This window comes from Campylobacter sp. MG1, assembly GCF_026616895.1.
Classification (GTDB): Bacteria; Campylobacterota; Campylobacteria; order Campylobacterales; family Campylobacteraceae; genus Campylobacter_E.
In genome coordinates this window covers 167,222-183,070 of record NZ_JANYME010000002.1, presented here as the reverse complement: position 1 = coordinate 183,070, position 15,849 = coordinate 167,222, and the positions used below count along the sequence as shown (strand labels likewise).

Here is a 15,849-nt window from a genome sequence, read left to right as displayed (position 1 = left end):
AATTTATCTTTAGGTGTTTTGGCACAACTTTTATATGCAAAAATATTATGCCTAGTATGATTATTATGTTAATAATTTTCATATTGTCTCCTTTGCAAAACTATACTACCCCCCCCCATTCTTAATTTATGCTTAAATATATAATAAGTTTTAAATATATGAATTTTAAATTTATATTTTTTAAGTAAAAATTAAGAGTGGGGGGGGGGAGGTATAATAAATTATTTTATGAAAGAAGATATTATGAATAACACTAATGCAAACCATAAAGCAAATCAAGCTAATGCTAATAAAGGTACTTCAGGTCAAAACCCAGCTCACGCAAAAGTTCATGGAAATCGTGGTGCTCAATTAAATCCAAATAATAAAAAATAATTTTGGATTTACTAGCCTAAAAAGGCTAGTGTATAAAATGTAATTTATTTTGAAGATAGAATTCTTATATAAATTTTACTTTTTCGTTAAACGAAAATCTCATTTTTTTATGTTTTGGCTGTCCGTTTACTCTATATCCAAAAGTTAAAACTAAAGCACAAAACTCATCTTTTGGTAAAAATTCTTCATTAATCGGTGCTTCGTCGTATCCTCCGATAATGCAAGAATCAACGCCTAAAGTATGAGCACAATTTACCATATTTGTCGCTGCTATATAGCATTGTAAAGCTCCATATTCGTGAGCGTTTCTAGTTTCTAAACGCTTTAGATAAGGCGAATATAATTCATAAACTTTATCAAAATCTTCTCTTCTTTTAAGCGCATTTTGAACTACGCTACCCTTTGGGTCAAAATTATTTTTTGCAGCTACAATTACAGCAAAAGCACAAGTTTCAAATTGTCTTTTAGAATTACAAAATTGTTTTAATTTTTCAATGTTTTCAGGACTTTGTAAAACATAAAAAGTCCAAGGCTCAAGCCCTAATGAGCTAGGGCTTAAAACTCCAGCTTCTAAAATAGTATTGATTTTTGCTTGAGAAACTTTTTCGTTATTAAATTCTTTACAAGCAAAACGAGTTTTTAATAAGTGCAAATAATTCATTCTTCGTCCTTTTTGTTTTTATTTTGCGCCAATATACTTTCTTTATTGTCTTCAATTAATAATCTATTTTTTTCAATTAGTTTAATTGCATCATTTAATTTTTCATCAATAGCTAATATTTTTTGTTTTAATAGATTTATTCTAGTGTTAAAATATTGAGTTACTGAAAATATTACCAACAAGAATATACATAAAATTATAACTAAATATAAATTCATTTTAATCCTTAACATCTATATTAAAAATTGTTTTGTTATCTAATGTCTTTATGCTTAATACATTAAAATCGTTATTAATGATATTAAATAATTCTTTAAGCTCGGTAACATTGTTATTAGCTAATACTTTTAGTATTTTAGCTCTATATACTTTAGAGCTATGAGATAGTTGTTTGCCATTTTTTATGAAATTAAAATTCACAGAATTAGTTTTTATATCATAATATTCTTCATATATTTTAGCTCTTAAATCTATCACAAAATCATTTATTAATTCATCTAATTGTTTGCTAGTATCTTCTTTATATGATTTTGCTTGATTAATATTGTTTATTTTGATACCTTGTTTTAATTTATAAAATGGTATTTTATCGTTAGGTCTTATTGGCCCAAATAGATTTGAAAATATTATTAAATGCCTATTTATATAATCTTTACTTTTATCGCTTAGATTATTATATGATAGCTCTTTAAAACTAATACCTTGGTATAAATTTATTGCACTATATAAATTTGTTGAAAAGTTTTTAAATACATCATTTGTATTTTTTACACCAAAAATATTTTCTAAATTATTGAAATTATTAGCATATTCTTTCAAAAAATTATCCCTAAAATTAGATTTTATAGATAATTGAGAAGTATTAAAATTTATAAAAAAATTTTTTATAAATTCTATATTGTAATTGTTTGATGATTTTATCTTTTCTTCGCTAGGTGAGAATAATATAAACATTTTTACTCCTTTTCACAAAAAATTATAGCAAAGTCTTGACAAATGAAAAAAAATTATATATAATGCCGTCTTTCATTTTTAATTGCTGGTTTAGCTCAGTTGGTAGAGCAGCTGCCTTGTAAGCAGCAGGTCGGGGGTTCAAGTCCCTTAACCAGCTCCATTTTTTAACAGTGTTTGACCAGAACAAAAAAGATTTTTGTTTAAAGGTGAGTTACTCAAGTGGCCAACGAGGGCAGACTGTAAATCTGCTGGCTTTGCCTTCCGTGGTTCGAATCCACGACTCACCACCATGATGCGGGAATAGCTCAGTTGGCTAGAGCATCAGCCTTCCAAGCTGAGGGTCGCGAGTTCGAGTCTCGTTTCCCGCTCCACTTTTTTGTAAAAACTGGGAGCTGTATTTTTATCGCTTCACAAGTTTTTCAAAAAAATAGTTTTTTGTTTATTTTAGTTGTCTAGAATTATATTTTTCTGAGCGCTCGTATGGCTCAGAGGTAGAGCACTCCCTTGGTAAGGGAGAGGTCGCGGGTTCAAGTCCCGCTATGAGCTCCATTTATTCAAAAAGGTAATAATTTTAGATTTGTATGAATAATTTTATTAATACGGAGGAAGTATTATGGCAAAGGAAAAATTCTCACGTAATAAACCACACGTGAATATCGGAACAATTGGTCACGTTGACCACGGTAAAACTACTTTAACTGCTGCTATTTCAGCTGTTTTATCAAGAAAAGGTCTTGCAGAGCTTAAAGATTATGATAATATTGATAATGCTCCAGAAGAAAAAGAAAGAGGTATTACAATTGCTACTTCTCATATTGAGTATGAGACTGAAAATCGTCACTACGCTCACGTAGACTGCCCAGGTCACGCAGACTATGTTAAAAACATGATTACAGGTGCTGCACAAATGGACGGTGCTATTCTTGTTGTTTCAGCAGCAGACGGCCCAATGCCACAAACTAGAGAACATATTCTATTATCACGCCAAGTTGGTGTTCCATACATCGTAGTATTTATGAACAAAGCTGATATGGTTGATGATGCTGAATTGTTAGAGCTAGTTGAAATGGAAATTAGAGAATTATTAAGTTCATATGATTTCCCAGGTGATGACACTCCAATCGTATCTGGTTCAGCTTTACAAGCTTTAGAAGAAGCAAAAGCTGGTAAAGATGGCGAATGGTCAGCTAAAATTATGGAATTAATGGCACAAGTAGATAGCTATATCCCAACTCCAGTTCGTGATACTGATAAAGATTTCTTAATGCCAATTGAAGACGTATTTTCAATTTCAGGTCGTGGTACAGTTGTAACAGGACGTATTGAAAAAGGTGTTGTTAAAGTTGGAGATACTATTGAAATAGTAGGTATTAGAGATACTCAAACAACTACAGTTACTGGTGTTGAAATGTTTAGAAAAGAAATGGATCAAGGTCAAGCTGGTGACAACGTAGGAGTATTATTACGTGGAACAAAAAAAGAAGATGTTGTTCGTGGTATGGTTCTTGCTAAACCAAAAACTATTACTCCACATACAGATTTTGAAGCTGAAGTTTATATTTTAACTAAAGAAGAAGGTGGTAGACATACTCCATTCTTTAATAACTATAGACCACAGTTCTATGTAAGAACAACTGATGTTACAGGCTCAATAAAATTAGCAGAAGGCACAGAAATGGTTATGCCTGGTGATAATGTGAAAATTACTGTATCATTAATTCAACCAGTTGCGCTTGAAGAAGGTACTCGTTTTGCTATCCGTGAAGGTGGTAGAACAGTTGGTTCAGGTGTTGTATCTAAAATTGTTAAGTAAATTTTAAGGGTAGAGTAATCTACCCTAATGAATAATGAAAAGGAGATAAAATGAGAATTAAAATAGGCTTGAAATGTGAAGAAACAGGTGATATCAACTATAGTACATTTAAAAATTCTAAAAATACTACAGGTAAGTTAGAATTAAAAAAATATTGTCCGAGACTGAGAAAACATACGGTTCATAAAGAAGTTAAATTAAAGAGCTAATTTTAGGGCAATAGCTCTAACGGTAGAGCGCCGGATTCCAAATCCGATGGTTGGGGGTTCGAATCCCTCTTGCCCTGCCATAAAAAGGTTAAAGATGGAAAAATTAATAAGTTATTTTAAATTATCAAAAGCTGAATTATCAAAGGTGTTTTTTCCTACAAAGAATAATGTAAGGAATGCTTTTATAACTGTTGCTGTTGTAGTTACTGTTATTTCTTTATTTCTAGCTTTAGTTGATTTAATTATGTCTTTTTCATTAAAAAGTATTTTATAAGAGGCGTTGAATGAATTATAAATGGTATGCGATTCAGACTTACGCAGGTAGTGAAATGGCTGTAAAAAGAGCTATAGAGAAACTTTGTTTTGAAAATGGTATTTCAGATAGGTTGAAGGAAATATTGGTACCTACTGAAGATGTTATAGAAACAGGAAAAAATGGTAAGCAAAAAATTACAGCTAAGTGTTTGTATTCGAGCTATGTTTTTGCTAACTTAGACTTGGATATAGAGCTATGGCATAAAATTCAAAAATTACCTAAAGTAGGTAGATTTATTGGTGAGTCTAAAAAACCTACTCCTTTAAGCGAAAAGGATGTTAATTTGATTTTAGAAAAAGCTAATAACAGAAAAGCACCTAGACCTAAGATTTTCTTTGAAAGTGGAGAAAGTGTTAGGATTACTGAGGGTTCATTTGCGAATTTTACAGGTATTGTAGAAGAATATGATATGGTTAGGGGTACTTTAAAACTTAATGTTTCAATTTTTGGAAGAAGTACACCAGTTGAAATACTGTATTCACAGGTAGAAAAAATTATTTAATAAGTTAAGGAGTCATTATGGCTAAAAAAGTTGTTGGGGAAATTAAATTACAAATAGCTGCAACAAAGGCAAATCCATCACCACCAGTAGGACCTGCTTTAGGACAACAAGGTGTTAATATTATGGAATTTTGTAAGGCTTTCAATGAGCGTACAAAAGATATGGCGGGATATAATATTCCAGTAGTTATAACAGTATATGCTGATAAAAGTTTTACATTTATAACAAAACAACCACCTGCTACAGATTTAATTAAAAAAGCTGCAGGTATTTCAAAAGGAACTGATAATCCTTTAAAAAATAAAGTTGGCAAATTAACAAAAGCTCAAATACTTGAAATTGTTGATAGAAAAATTGCTGACTTAAATACTAAAGATCGTGAGCAAGCTGCTAAAATTATTGCAGGTTCTGCTAGATCAATGGGTGTTGAAGTAGTAGATTAATAAAAACCTAACCGCCGGGTTAAGGCGGAAGCACTTTATAAAAATGCGGAGTAAAAATATGGCAAAAAAAGCAAAAAGAATTCAAGAATTATTAAAAAAGGTTGATTTAACACAAGAGTATTCTTTAGAAAATGGGATAAAGACTGTAAAAAGTTTGGCGTCAGCAAAATTTGATGAAACTGTTGAAATAGCAATGAAATTAAATGTTGATCCAAGACACGCAGATCAAATGGTAAGAGGTTCGGTAGTCTTACCAGAAGGAACTGGTAAGAAGGTTCGTGTTGCTGTAATTGCAAAAGATGTTAAGGCTGATGAAGCTAAAGCTGCTGGAGCTGATATTGTTGGTGATGATGATTTAGTAGAAGAAATTCAAAAAGGCAATATTAATTTTGATGTATTAATAGCAACTCCAAATTTAATGGGGCTAGTTGGTAAAGTTGGACGTATTTTAGGACCTAAAGGTTTAATGCCAAATCCTAAAACAGGAACAGTTACTATGGATGTGGCTCAGGCTGTTAAAAATGCTAAATCAGGTCAAGTTAATTTCCGTGTAGATAAACAAGGAAATATTCATGCAGGAATTGGTAAAGCTAGTTTTAGTCAAGAGCAAATTATGAATAATGCTAGTACTTTTATTAAAGCTATTAATAAACATAAGCCATCTACAGCTAAAGGTAGATACATAAAAAATGCAGCTTTATCGTTGACTATGAGTCCTAGTGTAAAATTAGAAATTCAAGAATTATTAGATTTAAAATAATTTTTTCTTTAGAATAGTTAATTTGTAAATATTTTATGTTACAAATATAGCTATTCTTTTTCAAATTTTTATTTTAGTTTTTTTGTTGGAGAATTTAAATAAAAATTTGATTTGTGACAGCCGAGGTTTATTGACTTAATTGACTTTTGTCTCTCTGCTTAAATCATAAATCGGAAAGGAGAAAAGATGACAAGAAATCAAAAAGAAGAAGTTATAGCAAGACTTTCTGATGAATTTTCAACTAGCAATGCTGTTGTTGTTTGTAATTACAAAGGTATTATTACTAAGCAATTAGAAGTTTTACGTGATTCAGCTAGAGTTGCTGATGTTAAGGTAGAAGTGGTTAAAAATACTTTAGCTAATATTGCTTTAGAAAAATCTGGCAAAAATGGTCTAACTCTTAAAGATACAAATATTTATCTTTGGGGCGTTGATTCTTTAGCTGTTACTAAAGTAGCTGCTAAGTTTGCTGAAAAAAATAATGCTTTTGAAATTAAATTTGGTCATATTGATGGTGAAGTTGCTGATGCTAATAAAATTAATGCATTATCTAAAATGCCATCTCGTGAAGAGTTACTTGCTATGTTGTTGCAAGTTTGGAATGCACCGATTCAAAATTTCACAATCGGTTTAAATGCGCTTAAAGAAAAAAAAGAAAAAGAATAAAAGTTATATAAAGGATTAAAAATGGCAATTACAAAACAAGATGTATTAGAATATATATCAAATCTAAGTGTTTTAGAATTATCTGAATTAGTTAAAGAATTTGAAGAAAAATTTGGTGTTAGTGCAGCTCCTGTTATGGTAGCTGGTGCTGTTGGTGGTGCTGTAGCAGCTGCTGAAGAAGAAAAAACAGAATTTAATGTTGTACTAACTGATGCTGGTGCTAATAAAATTAATGTTATTAAAGTGGTGCGTGCATTAACAGGATTAGGCTTAAAAGAAGCTAAAGATGCTGTTGAAGGTACTCCATCAACATTAAAAGAAGGTGTTAGTAAAGCTGATGCTGAAGAAGCAAAAAAACAACTTGAAGAAGCTGGCGCTAAGGTTGAGCTTAAGTAATTTTTTAGCCCTATTTTTAGGGCTATTTTTATATTGTATTGTTTTTACAACAAAACTATTCTTTCAAAACCATCAAGAGGGTAATATATGTTAAATAGCTTACATTCAGGAAATAGATTAAGGGTGGATTTTTCAAACGTTCCACAGCAAATTGAAATTCCAAATTTATTACAGTTGCAACAAAAAAGTTTTGAGTATTTTTTAAATATAGGTGATAAAAATGGTGAAAATGGTATAGAAAAAGTTTTTAAATCATTTTTTCCTGTTAGTGATATTCAAAATAGATTAAGTTTAGAGTATGTATCATGTGAATTTGTTAAACCAAAATATACAGTAAGAGAGTGTATGGAAAGAGGTCTTACATATTCTGCAAATTTACGTGCTAAAATTCGTTTAAATATATATGATAGAGATGAAAAAACTGGCGAAAAACTTGGCATTAAAGAAACTAAAGAGCAAGATATTACAATAAGAGATATTCCTTTAATGACTGATAGAGTCTCGTTTGTAATAAATGGTGTTGAAAGAGTAGTTGTAAATCAACTTCATAGAAGTCCAGGTGTTATTTTTAAGGAAAGTGAAGAGAGTAATAAACTTCTTTATTCAAGTCAAATTATACCTGATAGAGGTGCTTGGATTTATTTTGAATTTGATTCAAAAAATATTTTATATGCAAGAATTAATAAGAGAAGAAAATTTCAAGTTACTTTATTATTGAGAGTTTTGGGTTATAGTAAAGAGGATATAATAAAATTGTTTTATCCTATACAAACTATCATACTTAGAAAGCATAAGTTTTATACGAATTTTGATGTTAATAATATAGGAGACAGAACAGAATTTGATATTATTAATGAAAAAGGTGAAGTATTATTAGAAGCAGGTAAAAAATTAACTAAAAGAAAAATTAAGGAATTAGAAGAAAGTGGTCTAGATTTGATAGAATATCCTGTTGATATTTTAGCAAATCGCCAATTAGCAGAGCCTGTATATGACAAAAACACAGGTGAGTTGTTATTTGATACTCTTACAATGCTTGATGAAGATAAATTAATAGCTTTAGTTCATAATGGAAGTGAATTTAAAATAGCTAATGATGTTGGCTCAGGAATAGATGATTCAATGTTAAAAACTCTTCAAAATGATTTAGATATGTTTAAATCACTTAAACGTTCAGAAAACTATGAAAATGAAGAAGAATTTGCAATAGCTAAAATATTTAGGGTATTAAGACCAGGTGATCCTGTTGTTTTAGATGCGGCAAAAACCTATATTTTAGATATGTTATTTAACCCTGAAAGATACGATATAACTAAAGTTGGTCGTATGAAAATGAATCATAAATTAGGTCTTAACGTACCAGAATATATTACAGTTCTTACTAAAGAAGACATTATTAAAACTATTCAATACCTTTATAGAATTAAATCAGGTCGTGGATATTTAGATGATAGAGACCATTTAGGAAATAGAAGAATTAGAGCTATTGGAGAATTATTGACTAACGAATTGCATGTAGGTTTTGCAAAAATTCAAAAAGGTATTAAGGATAAATTAAGTTCAATCACAACTCCTATTGAAGAGCTTATGCCTAGTGATTTAATTAATTCAAAAATGATTACTTCTACATTACTTGATTTCTTTACTGGCGGTCAATTATCACAATTTATGGATCAAACAAATCCACTTAGTGAAGTTACGCATAAAAGAAGATTATCAGCTTTAGGTGAGGGTGGTTTAGTAAAAGAAAGAGCAAGTTTTGAGGCTCGTGACGTTCATACGACTCATTATGGAAGAATTTGTCCTGTTGAAACTCCAGAAGGTCAAAATATCGGTCTTATTAACTCGCTTTCAACTTACGCAAAAGTTAATGATTTAGGTTTTGTTGAAGCTCCTTATAGAAAAGTTGTAGATGGTAAAATAAGTGATGAAATCGTGTATTTAACAGCTACTCAAGAAGAAGGAATTTGTATTGCACCAGCTTCAACTAAAGTAGATGAAAATGGAAATATTGTTGATGATTTAATTGAAGCTAGAATAGATGGAGAAACGATATTAGCAAAACGAGAAGATGTAGGACTTATTGATCTTACTTCAGGTGCTATCGTTGGGCTTGCAGCTTCGTTAATTCCTTTCCTAGAACACAATGATGCAAACCGTGCATTAATGGGTTCAAACATGCAGCGTCAAGCAGTACCATTGCTTACTACTTCAGCTCCTATTGTTGGAACAGGAATGGAAAAAATAGTAGCAAGAGATGCGTGGGAGGCAATTAAAGCTAAGCGTGGTGGTAAGATAGAAAAAGTTGATAGTGGTAATATTTTCGTATTAGGTGAAGATGAAAATGGATTATATATAGACCATTATAAATTAGAAAAAAACCTAAGAACAAACCAAAATACAACATTTTCTCAAAAACCAATTGTAAGAAAAGGTGATATAGTAAAAGCAGGACAAGTAATTGCAGATGGTCCTTCTATGGATCAAGGAGAGCTTGCTATTGGTAAAAATGCTTTGATTGCATTTATGCCTTGGAATGGTTACAACTACGAGGATGCTATTGTAATGAGTGAAAAAATGATTCGTGAAGACGCATTTACTAGCGTTCATGTTTATGAAAAAGAAATAGAAGCCCGTGAATTAAAAGATGGTGTTGAAGAAATTACTCGTGATATTCCAAATGTAAAAGATGAAGATATAGCACATTTAGATGAAAGTGGTATTGTAAGAATAGGAACACATATAAAACCTGGTATGATTTTAGTAGGTAAAGTTTCTCCTAAAGGCGAAGTAAAACCAACTCCTGAAGAAAGATTATTAAGAGCGATTTTCGGAGAAAAAGCAGGTCATGTAGTTAATAAATCTTTATATGCAGGTGCTAGTGTTGAAGGTGTTGTAATTGATGTAAAAGTATTTACAAAAAAAGGAATAGAAAAAGATACTAGAGCAAAAGCTTCTCAAGATGCTGAACGTTTAGTGTTAGAAAAAGACTATCATGATAGATTATTAATGATGGATAGAGAAGAAAATTTAAAGATTGCTAAATTGTTAAAAGAAACTCCTTTAGAAAAAGCTGAAATCATAGGTGGAACATCTTATAAAAAAGGTGAAATTGTAAAAGAAGATGATTTATTAAATTTAAATCGTTTTGCTATAGGAAGCATTATAAAAGCTTATTCTAAGGATGTTCAAAAGTATTATGATGATTTAAAAAATCATTTCCAAAATGAAAAAAAATCATTAAAACAAGAGCATGATGAAAAATTAGAAATATTAGAAAAAGATGATATTTTACAAAATGGTATAGTAAAACTTGTAAAAGTTTATATAGCAACTAAACGTAAGCTAAAAGTTGGGGATAAAATGGCAGGTCGTCACGGAAATAAAGGTATAGTTTCATGCATAGTTCCTGAAGTTGATATGCCTTATTTACCAAATGGTCGTCATGTTGATATTGTTTTGAATCCACTTGGGGTTCCAAGTCGTATGAATATAGGTCAAATTTTAGAAAGCCATTTAGGTTTAGTAGGACTTAGATTAGGAGAGCAAATTCAAGAGATTTTTGATGCAAAAAGAACTGATTTTATCAAAGAATTACGTCAAAAAATGATTGATATTTGCGATATTTCAAGATTAATGGATGCTAAAACATATTTAAAAGATATGAGTGATGATGAATTTATAATTCATGCAAGAGATTGGAGCAAAGGTGTTAAATTTGGAGCTCCTGTATTTGAAGGTGTAACTGCAGAAGAATTTAAAAAGCTATTTGAAATGGCTAGAATAGATATGGATGGCAAAAGTGAGCTATACGATGGTCGTACAGGCGAAAAGATGAAAGAACGTGTAAATGTGGGTGTTATGTATATGCTTAAACTTCACCACTTAGTAGATGAGAAAGTTCACGCAAGAAGCACAGGTCCATATAGCCTTGTTACACAACAACCTGTTGGTGGTAAAGCATTATTCGGAGGTCAAAGATTTGGAGAGATGGAAGTTTGGGCATTAGAAGCTTATGGTGCAGCACATACCTTAAGAGAAATGCTAACTATTAAATCTGATGATATTGATGGAAGATTTGCAGCGTATAAAGCACTTGCAAAAGGAGAAAATGTAACTTCAGCAGGAATTCCTGAGACATTTTTTGTTCTTACAAACGAGTTAAAATCGTTAGCTTTAGATGTAGAGGTTTATAAAGAGGATAGAGACGATGAATAAAAAATATGTAAAAATCCAACTTAATGAGGAAGAAAGACCAAGTCAATTTGATGCCATAGGGTTTAAAATAGCTAGCCCTGAGGCTATTCGTTCATGGTCATTTGGTGAAGTAAAAAAACCAGAAACTATAAACTATCGCACACTTAAGCCCGAAAGAGACGGCTTATTTTGTGCTAAGATTTTTGGACCAATTAGAGATTATGAGTGCCTTTGCGGAAAATATAAAAAAATGCGTTTTAAAGGCGTTAAATGTGAAAAATGTGGGGTTGAAGTAACTACAAGTAAAGTTCGCCGTACTAGAATGGGTCATATTGAATTAGTTACTCCAGTGGCTCATACTTGGTATTCAAATGCAATACCTGCAAGAATTTCAACGCTTTTAGATATTTCTACAAAAGATTTAAGCCGTGTTTTATACTATGAAGCATATATTGTAGAAGCTGTTGGAGATGCGCATACAGCAACTTATGATGATAATAAAAAAGTTACAAAATATAGTGTAATCAGCGAAGAACAATTCCAGGCTTTAAATGAAAGATATGAAGATACTGGCTTTAAAGCTAGAATGGGTGGAGAAGTAATTCATGATTTATTAGCTGAACTTGATTTAGTAGATATGGTAAGAGAATTAAAAGAAGAATGTGAAATAGCACCTAAGTCTAAAAAACAGGCAATTATTAAAAAATTAAAAGTTGTAGAAAGCTTTTTAGCAAGCTCTCAAAATGGAGAAGGTAATCGTCCTGAATGGATGATGATTACATGTTTACCTGTTTTACCACCTGATTTAAGACCATTAGTGGCACTTGATGGTGGAAAATTTGCTGTTTCTGATGTGAATGATTTATATCGCCGTGTGATTAATAGAAATTCTCGTTTGAAAAAATTAATTGAACTTGACGCACCTGAAATTATTATTAGAAACGAAAAAAGAATGCTTCAAGAAGCTGTGGATTCATTGTTTGATAACGCTAGAAAACAAACAGGAGCAGCTAAAGGTGCAAACAAAAGAACTCTAAAATCACTTACTGAAATCATCAAAGGTAAGCAAGGACGCTTTAGACAAAACCTACTTGGAAAGCGTGTTGACTTTTCAGGTCGTAGCGTAATTGTTGTTGGCCCAAAACTTAGAATGGATCAATGTGGTTTACCTAAACAAATGGCTTTAGAATTATTTAAACCACATTTATTAGCTAAACTTGAAGAAAAAGGTTATGCAACTACGGTTAAACAAGCTCATAAAATGATAGGCGAAAAGACTAACGAAGTATGGGAATGTTTAGAAGAAGTAGTAAAAGATCATCCTGTAATGCTAAACCGTGCACCAACTCTACACAAGCTTTCAATTCAAGCTTTCCATCCGGTGCTAGTTGAAGGTAAAGCTATTCAGTTACACCCTTTAGTTTGTGCTGCATTTAACGCTGACTTTGACGGCGACCAAATGGCTGTGCATGTTCCACTTAGCCAAGAAGCAATAGCAGAATGTAAGATATTAATGCTAAGCTCAATGAATATTTTATTACCTGCAAGTGGTAAGGCTATAACAGTTCCATCACAAGATATGGTTTTAGGTATTTATTATCTATCGCTTGAAAAAACAGATGCAAAAGGTGCTAATAAGATTTGCACGGGTGTTGATGAAGTATTAATGGCTATGCAAACAGGCTCACTTGATATTCATGCAAGTATAAAATCAGTTGTAAATGGTAAAAGCATTAAAACTACTGCAGGTCGTTTGATTATCAAATCAATTTTACCTGATTTTGTTCCTGAAGAATTATGGAATAAGGTTTTAAAGAAAAAAGATATCGGAGCATTAGTTGATTATGTTTATAAAAATGGTGGCTTAGAAATTAGTGCAAGTTTCCTTGATAATCTTAAAAATTTAGGTTTTGAATATGCTACAAAGGCTGGTATTTCAATTTCTATTGCTGATATTATTGTTCCTGATGAAAAAGGTGATAGTATTGAAAATGCAAAAACAAAAGTAAGAGAAATTCAAAATTCATTTAACCAAGGTCTAATCACTGCTAGTGAGCGTTACAATAAAATTATTGATATTTGGAAAAATACTAATAATGAATTATCAAAAAATATGATTAATCTAATGAAAAACGATAAAGCAGGATTTAACTCAATTTATATGATGGCTGATTCAGGTGCTAGAGGTTCAACGGCTCAAATTTCACAGCTAGCAGCTATGCGTGGTCTTATGGCTAAACCTGATGGTTCTATTATTGAAACACCAATTACTTCAAACTTTAGAGAAGGGTTAAATGTTCTTGAATACTTTATCTCAACTCACGGAGCTAGAAAAGGTCTTGCGGATACAGCGCTTAAGACCGCAAGTGCAGGACACTTAACAAGAAAGCTAATTGATGTTGCTCAAAATGTGAAAATTACTATGAATGATTGTGGAACTCATGAAGGTATAGAAGTTAGTGAAATTACTGCTGATGGTGTTGTAGTTGAAAACTTACACGATAGAATTATAGGTAGGGTTTTAGCTGATGATGTTATTGATCCAATTAGCAATGAAGTATTATTTAATGAAGGCACATTAATTGATGAAGTAAAAGCAAAAAGTATTGTTCAAAGCAATATCAAATCAGTTACAATTAGAACTCCAATTACTTGTAAAGCTAAAAAAGGAATTTGTGCTAAGTGCTACGGAATTAGCCTTGCTGAAAGTAAGTTAGTTAAAACTGGTGAAGCTGTTGGTATTATTTCAGCTCAATCAATCGGTGAGCCAGGAACTCAGCTAACACTTAGAACTTTCCACAGTGGGGGAACTGCTACAACTGATATGCAAGATAGACAAGTAGAAGTTAAAAAAGAAGGTTTCATAAGATTTTATAATGTTCAAACTTATAAAAATAATGAAGGCAAACAAATTATCGCAAATCGTAGAAATGCAAATATTCTTTTAGTTGAGCCTAAGATTAAAGCTCCATTTAATGGAACTATATCTTATATTTACTCTCATGATGATATAAGTGTTATAGTAAAATCTGGTAAGAAAGAGCAAAAGTATATATTAAGACGCCATGATGTTGCTAAAGTTAATGAATTAGCTGGTGTTAGTGGAAACTTATTAGGAAAGCTTTATTTACCTTATAAAGAAGGTGATAAAGTTGTTGAAAATGAAAGTATAGTTGAAGTTATTAAAGAAGACTATAACATTCCAAGACGTATTCCTTATGCATCAGAACTTATTGTAGAAGATGGTGCGCCTATAGCACAAGATATCAGGGCAAATGCAGTTGGAAGATTAAATTATTACATTCAAAAAAGTGATGGTTTAGAAAAAATTGAGCTTAAAAAAGGTCATATAGTTAATGAAAAAGGTTTATTTGTAATTATTTCAGATGGAAATGATAGAGAAGCTAAACGTTATTATGTTCCAAGAAAATCTAAAATAGAATTTGGAAGTAATGAAATTATTAAAAATCCTAATGATTTAATAGTTACAGATGCAAGTAATGAAAGTCATATAATAGCTCAGTGGGACCCATATAATAATCCTATCATAGCTGAGAGTGATGGTGTTGTAAGTTTTGTTGATATTGAACCTGGTTTGAGTGTTGAAGAGCAAACTGACGAACTTACTGGAAATACAAATTTAGTTGTTAATGAATATTTACCTGTAAGTATGAAACCTGCTATTGTTGTTACTAAAGATGATGGAACAAGTATCAAATATCAATTAGATTCTAAAACTATTATTTATGTTAATGATAATGACAATGTTGGTGAGGCTCAAATTCTAGCTAAAACTCCAAAGGCAGCAACTAAGTCTAAGGATATTACGGGTGGTCTTCCAAGAGTTACTGAATTATTTGAAGTAAGAAAGGTTAAAAACCCTGCTACATTAGCTGAGATTGATGGAATTGTAAGACTAGGTCAAGCTAGCCGTATGCGTCAAGTTATTACTATAGAAGGTGCTGATGGCAATTTAGTTGAGCATACAATTGATCGCCATAGCCAAATCCAAGTAAGAGATGGTGAGATGGTTCATGCAGGTGAGCGTTTAACTGATGGAACAATTACAAGTAATGATATTTTAAGAATATTAGGCGAGAAAGCATTGCACCATTATTTAATTAGTGAAATTCAGCAAGTTTATAGCGGACAAGGCGTTGCAATTAGTGATAAACATATAGAAATTATTATTTCACAAATGTTAAGACAAGTAACCATTATAGATAGTGGAGATACTAAGTTTATAGTAGGCGATGTAGTAAGTAAGCGTAGATTTGCTGAAGAAAACGAAGCTGTTATGAAATTTGGTGGAAGCCCAGCTATTGCAGAACCACGCTTAACGGGCGTTACTCGTGCGTCAGTTAGCAGTGATAGTATTATCTCGGCTGCTTCGTTCCAAGAAACTACTAAGGTATTAACTGAAGCTAGTGTAACTGGTAAAGTAGATTATTTAGAAGACTTAAAAGAAAACGTTGTTTTAGGTAGAATGATACCTGTTGGAACGGGACTTTATTCAAGAGCAAAATTACAAATTCGTAAAGGTGAGTAAATATGATA

14 protein-coding genes and 5 tRNA genes are annotated in these 15,849 nt (G+C 31.5%); 16 read left to right on the top strand and 3 right to left on the bottom strand.

Features of this window, described 5'->3' with window-relative positions:
- Positions 1–228: 228 nt before the first annotated feature.
- A complete protein-coding gene (locus tag NY022_RS02430) occupies positions 229–375 on the top strand; it encodes an alpha-amylase (protein WP_267523402.1) in 147 nt (48 codons plus the stop codon).
- A 64-nt stretch (positions 376–439) separates the two neighbouring features.
- On the opposite strand, the gene NY022_RS02425 is transcribed toward NY022_RS02430, so the two are convergent.
- The 3 genes from NY022_RS02425 to yaaA are packed head-to-tail and all read right to left on the bottom strand — an operon-like array spanning position 440 to position 1,990.
- Complete coding sequence (locus NY022_RS02425; protein ID WP_267523401.1) at positions 440–1,036, bottom strand: NAD(P)H-dependent oxidoreductase; 597 nt, start codon at positions 1,034–1,036, stop codon at positions 440–442.
- Entirely contained in the window at positions 1,033–1,254 is a 222-nt protein-coding gene (locus NY022_RS02420) for a hypothetical protein (RefSeq protein ID WP_267523400.1), read from the bottom strand. Before NY022_RS02420 ends, NY022_RS02425 begins: the two co-directional genes overlap by 4 nt.
- A gap of 1 nt (position 1,255) precedes the next feature.
- A complete protein-coding gene (yaaA, locus tag NY022_RS02415) occupies positions 1,256–1,990 on the bottom strand; it encodes a peroxide stress protein YaaA (RefSeq protein WP_267523399.1) in 735 nt (244 codons plus the stop codon).
- Positions 1,991–2,074: 84 nt separating this feature from the next.
- Here yaaA and NY022_RS02410 point away from each other — a divergent pair.
- The 15 genes from NY022_RS02410 (at position 2,075) to rpoC (ending at position 15,841) form a co-directional block, all read left to right on the top strand.
- Positions 2,075–2,150: transfer RNA gene (locus NY022_RS02410), tRNA-Thr, on the top strand.
- Positions 2,151–2,195: 45 nt separating this feature from the next.
- Positions 2,196–2,280, top strand: a tRNA-Tyr gene (locus NY022_RS02405).
- A gap of 4 nt (positions 2,281–2,284) precedes the next feature.
- Positions 2,285–2,361, top strand: a tRNA-Gly gene (locus NY022_RS02400).
- 103 nt (positions 2,362–2,464) lie between these two features.
- A tRNA-Thr gene (locus NY022_RS02395) sits at positions 2,465–2,539 on the top strand.
- A gap of 64 nt (positions 2,540–2,603) precedes the next feature.
- Positions 2,604–3,803, top strand: a complete 1,200-nt coding sequence (gene tuf, locus NY022_RS02390; protein WP_267523398.1) for an elongation factor Tu — start codon at positions 2,604–2,606, stop codon at positions 3,801–3,803.
- A gap of 50 nt (positions 3,804–3,853) precedes the next feature.
- Positions 3,854–4,012: a 50S ribosomal protein L33 gene (gene rpmG, locus NY022_RS02385; RefSeq protein ID WP_267523397.1), complete on the top strand. Its 159-nt coding sequence runs from the start codon at positions 3,854–3,856 to the stop codon at positions 4,010–4,012.
- A 4-nt stretch (positions 4,013–4,016) separates the two neighbouring features.
- Positions 4,017–4,092, top strand: a tRNA-Trp gene (locus tag NY022_RS02380).
- A gap of 14 nt (positions 4,093–4,106) precedes the next feature.
- Positions 4,107–4,286, top strand: a complete 180-nt coding sequence (secE, locus tag NY022_RS02375; protein WP_267523396.1) for a preprotein translocase subunit SecE — start codon at positions 4,107–4,109, stop codon at positions 4,284–4,286.
- Positions 4,287–4,296: 10 nt separating this feature from the next.
- Positions 4,297–4,830 (top strand): transcription termination/antitermination protein NusG, encoded by a 534-nt coding sequence (nusG, locus tag NY022_RS02370; protein ID WP_267523395.1) that lies wholly within the window; start codon positions 4,297–4,299, stop codon positions 4,828–4,830.
- Between the two features lie 17 nt (positions 4,831–4,847).
- Positions 4,848–5,273, top strand: a complete 426-nt coding sequence (rplK, locus tag NY022_RS02365; protein ID WP_214118198.1) for a 50S ribosomal protein L11 — start codon at positions 4,848–4,850, stop codon at positions 5,271–5,273.
- Positions 5,274–5,331: 58 nt separating this feature from the next.
- The gene (rplA, locus tag NY022_RS02360) at positions 5,332–6,033 is read left to right on the top strand and encodes a 50S ribosomal protein L1 (protein WP_267523394.1); all 702 of its coding nucleotides are present in this window, start codon (positions 5,332–5,334) and stop codon (positions 6,031–6,033) included.
- Positions 6,034–6,219: 186 nt separating this feature from the next.
- Entirely contained in the window at positions 6,220–6,699 is a 480-nt protein-coding gene (gene rplJ, locus NY022_RS02355) for a 50S ribosomal protein L10 (protein WP_267523393.1), read from the top strand.
- Between the two features lie 21 nt (positions 6,700–6,720).
- Positions 6,721–7,095, top strand: coding sequence for a 50S ribosomal protein L7/L12 (rplL, locus tag NY022_RS02350; RefSeq protein WP_267523392.1), 375 nt, complete (start codon positions 6,721–6,723; stop codon positions 7,093–7,095).
- 87 nt (positions 7,096–7,182) lie between these two features.
- On the top strand, positions 7,183–11,313 hold the full coding sequence (rpoB, locus tag NY022_RS02345) for a DNA-directed RNA polymerase subunit beta (RefSeq protein ID WP_267523391.1): 4,131 nt from the start codon (positions 7,183–7,185) through the stop codon (positions 11,311–11,313).
- Complete coding sequence (gene rpoC, locus NY022_RS02340; protein WP_267523390.1) at positions 11,306–15,841, top strand: DNA-directed RNA polymerase subunit beta'; 4,536 nt, start codon at positions 11,306–11,308, stop codon at positions 15,839–15,841. Before rpoB ends, rpoC begins: the two co-directional genes overlap by 8 nt.
- The last annotated feature ends 8 nt before the right edge of the window (positions 15,842–15,849 follow it).

What these genes read in the sequence shown, in the direction of transcription:
- NY022_RS02430 (WP_267523402.1), top strand. Translation starts at nt 229, where the DNA reads ATGAAAGAAGATATTATGAATAACACTAATGCAAACCATAAAGCAAAT.
- NY022_RS02425 (WP_267523401.1), bottom strand. Translation starts at nt 1,036, where the DNA reads ATGAATTATTTGCACTTATTAAAAACTCGTTTTGCTTGTAAAGAATTT.
- NY022_RS02420 (WP_267523400.1), bottom strand. Translation starts at nt 1,254, where the DNA reads ATGAATTTATATTTAGTTATAATTTTATGTATATTCTTGTTGGTAATA.
- yaaA (WP_267523399.1), bottom strand. Translation starts at nt 1,990, where the DNA reads ATGTTTATATTATTCTCACCTAGCGAAGAAAAGATAAAATCATCAAAC.
- tuf (WP_267523398.1), top strand. Translation starts at nt 2,604, where the DNA reads ATGGCAAAGGAAAAATTCTCACGTAATAAACCACACGTGAATATCGGA.
- rpmG (WP_267523397.1), top strand. Translation starts at nt 3,854, where the DNA reads ATGAGAATTAAAATAGGCTTGAAATGTGAAGAAACAGGTGATATCAAC.
- secE (WP_267523396.1), top strand. Translation starts at nt 4,107, where the DNA reads ATGGAAAAATTAATAAGTTATTTTAAATTATCAAAAGCTGAATTATCA.
- nusG (WP_267523395.1), top strand. Translation starts at nt 4,297, where the DNA reads ATGAATTATAAATGGTATGCGATTCAGACTTACGCAGGTAGTGAAATG.
- rplK (WP_214118198.1), top strand. Translation starts at nt 4,848, where the DNA reads ATGGCTAAAAAAGTTGTTGGGGAAATTAAATTACAAATAGCTGCAACA.
- rplA (WP_267523394.1), top strand. Translation starts at nt 5,332, where the DNA reads ATGGCAAAAAAAGCAAAAAGAATTCAAGAATTATTAAAAAAGGTTGAT.
- rplJ (WP_267523393.1), top strand. Translation starts at nt 6,220, where the DNA reads ATGACAAGAAATCAAAAAGAAGAAGTTATAGCAAGACTTTCTGATGAA.
- rplL (WP_267523392.1), top strand. Translation starts at nt 6,721, where the DNA reads ATGGCAATTACAAAACAAGATGTATTAGAATATATATCAAATCTAAGT.
- rpoB (WP_267523391.1), top strand. Translation starts at nt 7,183, where the DNA reads ATGTTAAATAGCTTACATTCAGGAAATAGATTAAGGGTGGATTTTTCA.
- rpoC (WP_267523390.1), top strand. Translation starts at nt 11,306, where the DNA reads ATGAATAAAAAATATGTAAAAATCCAACTTAATGAGGAAGAAAGACCA.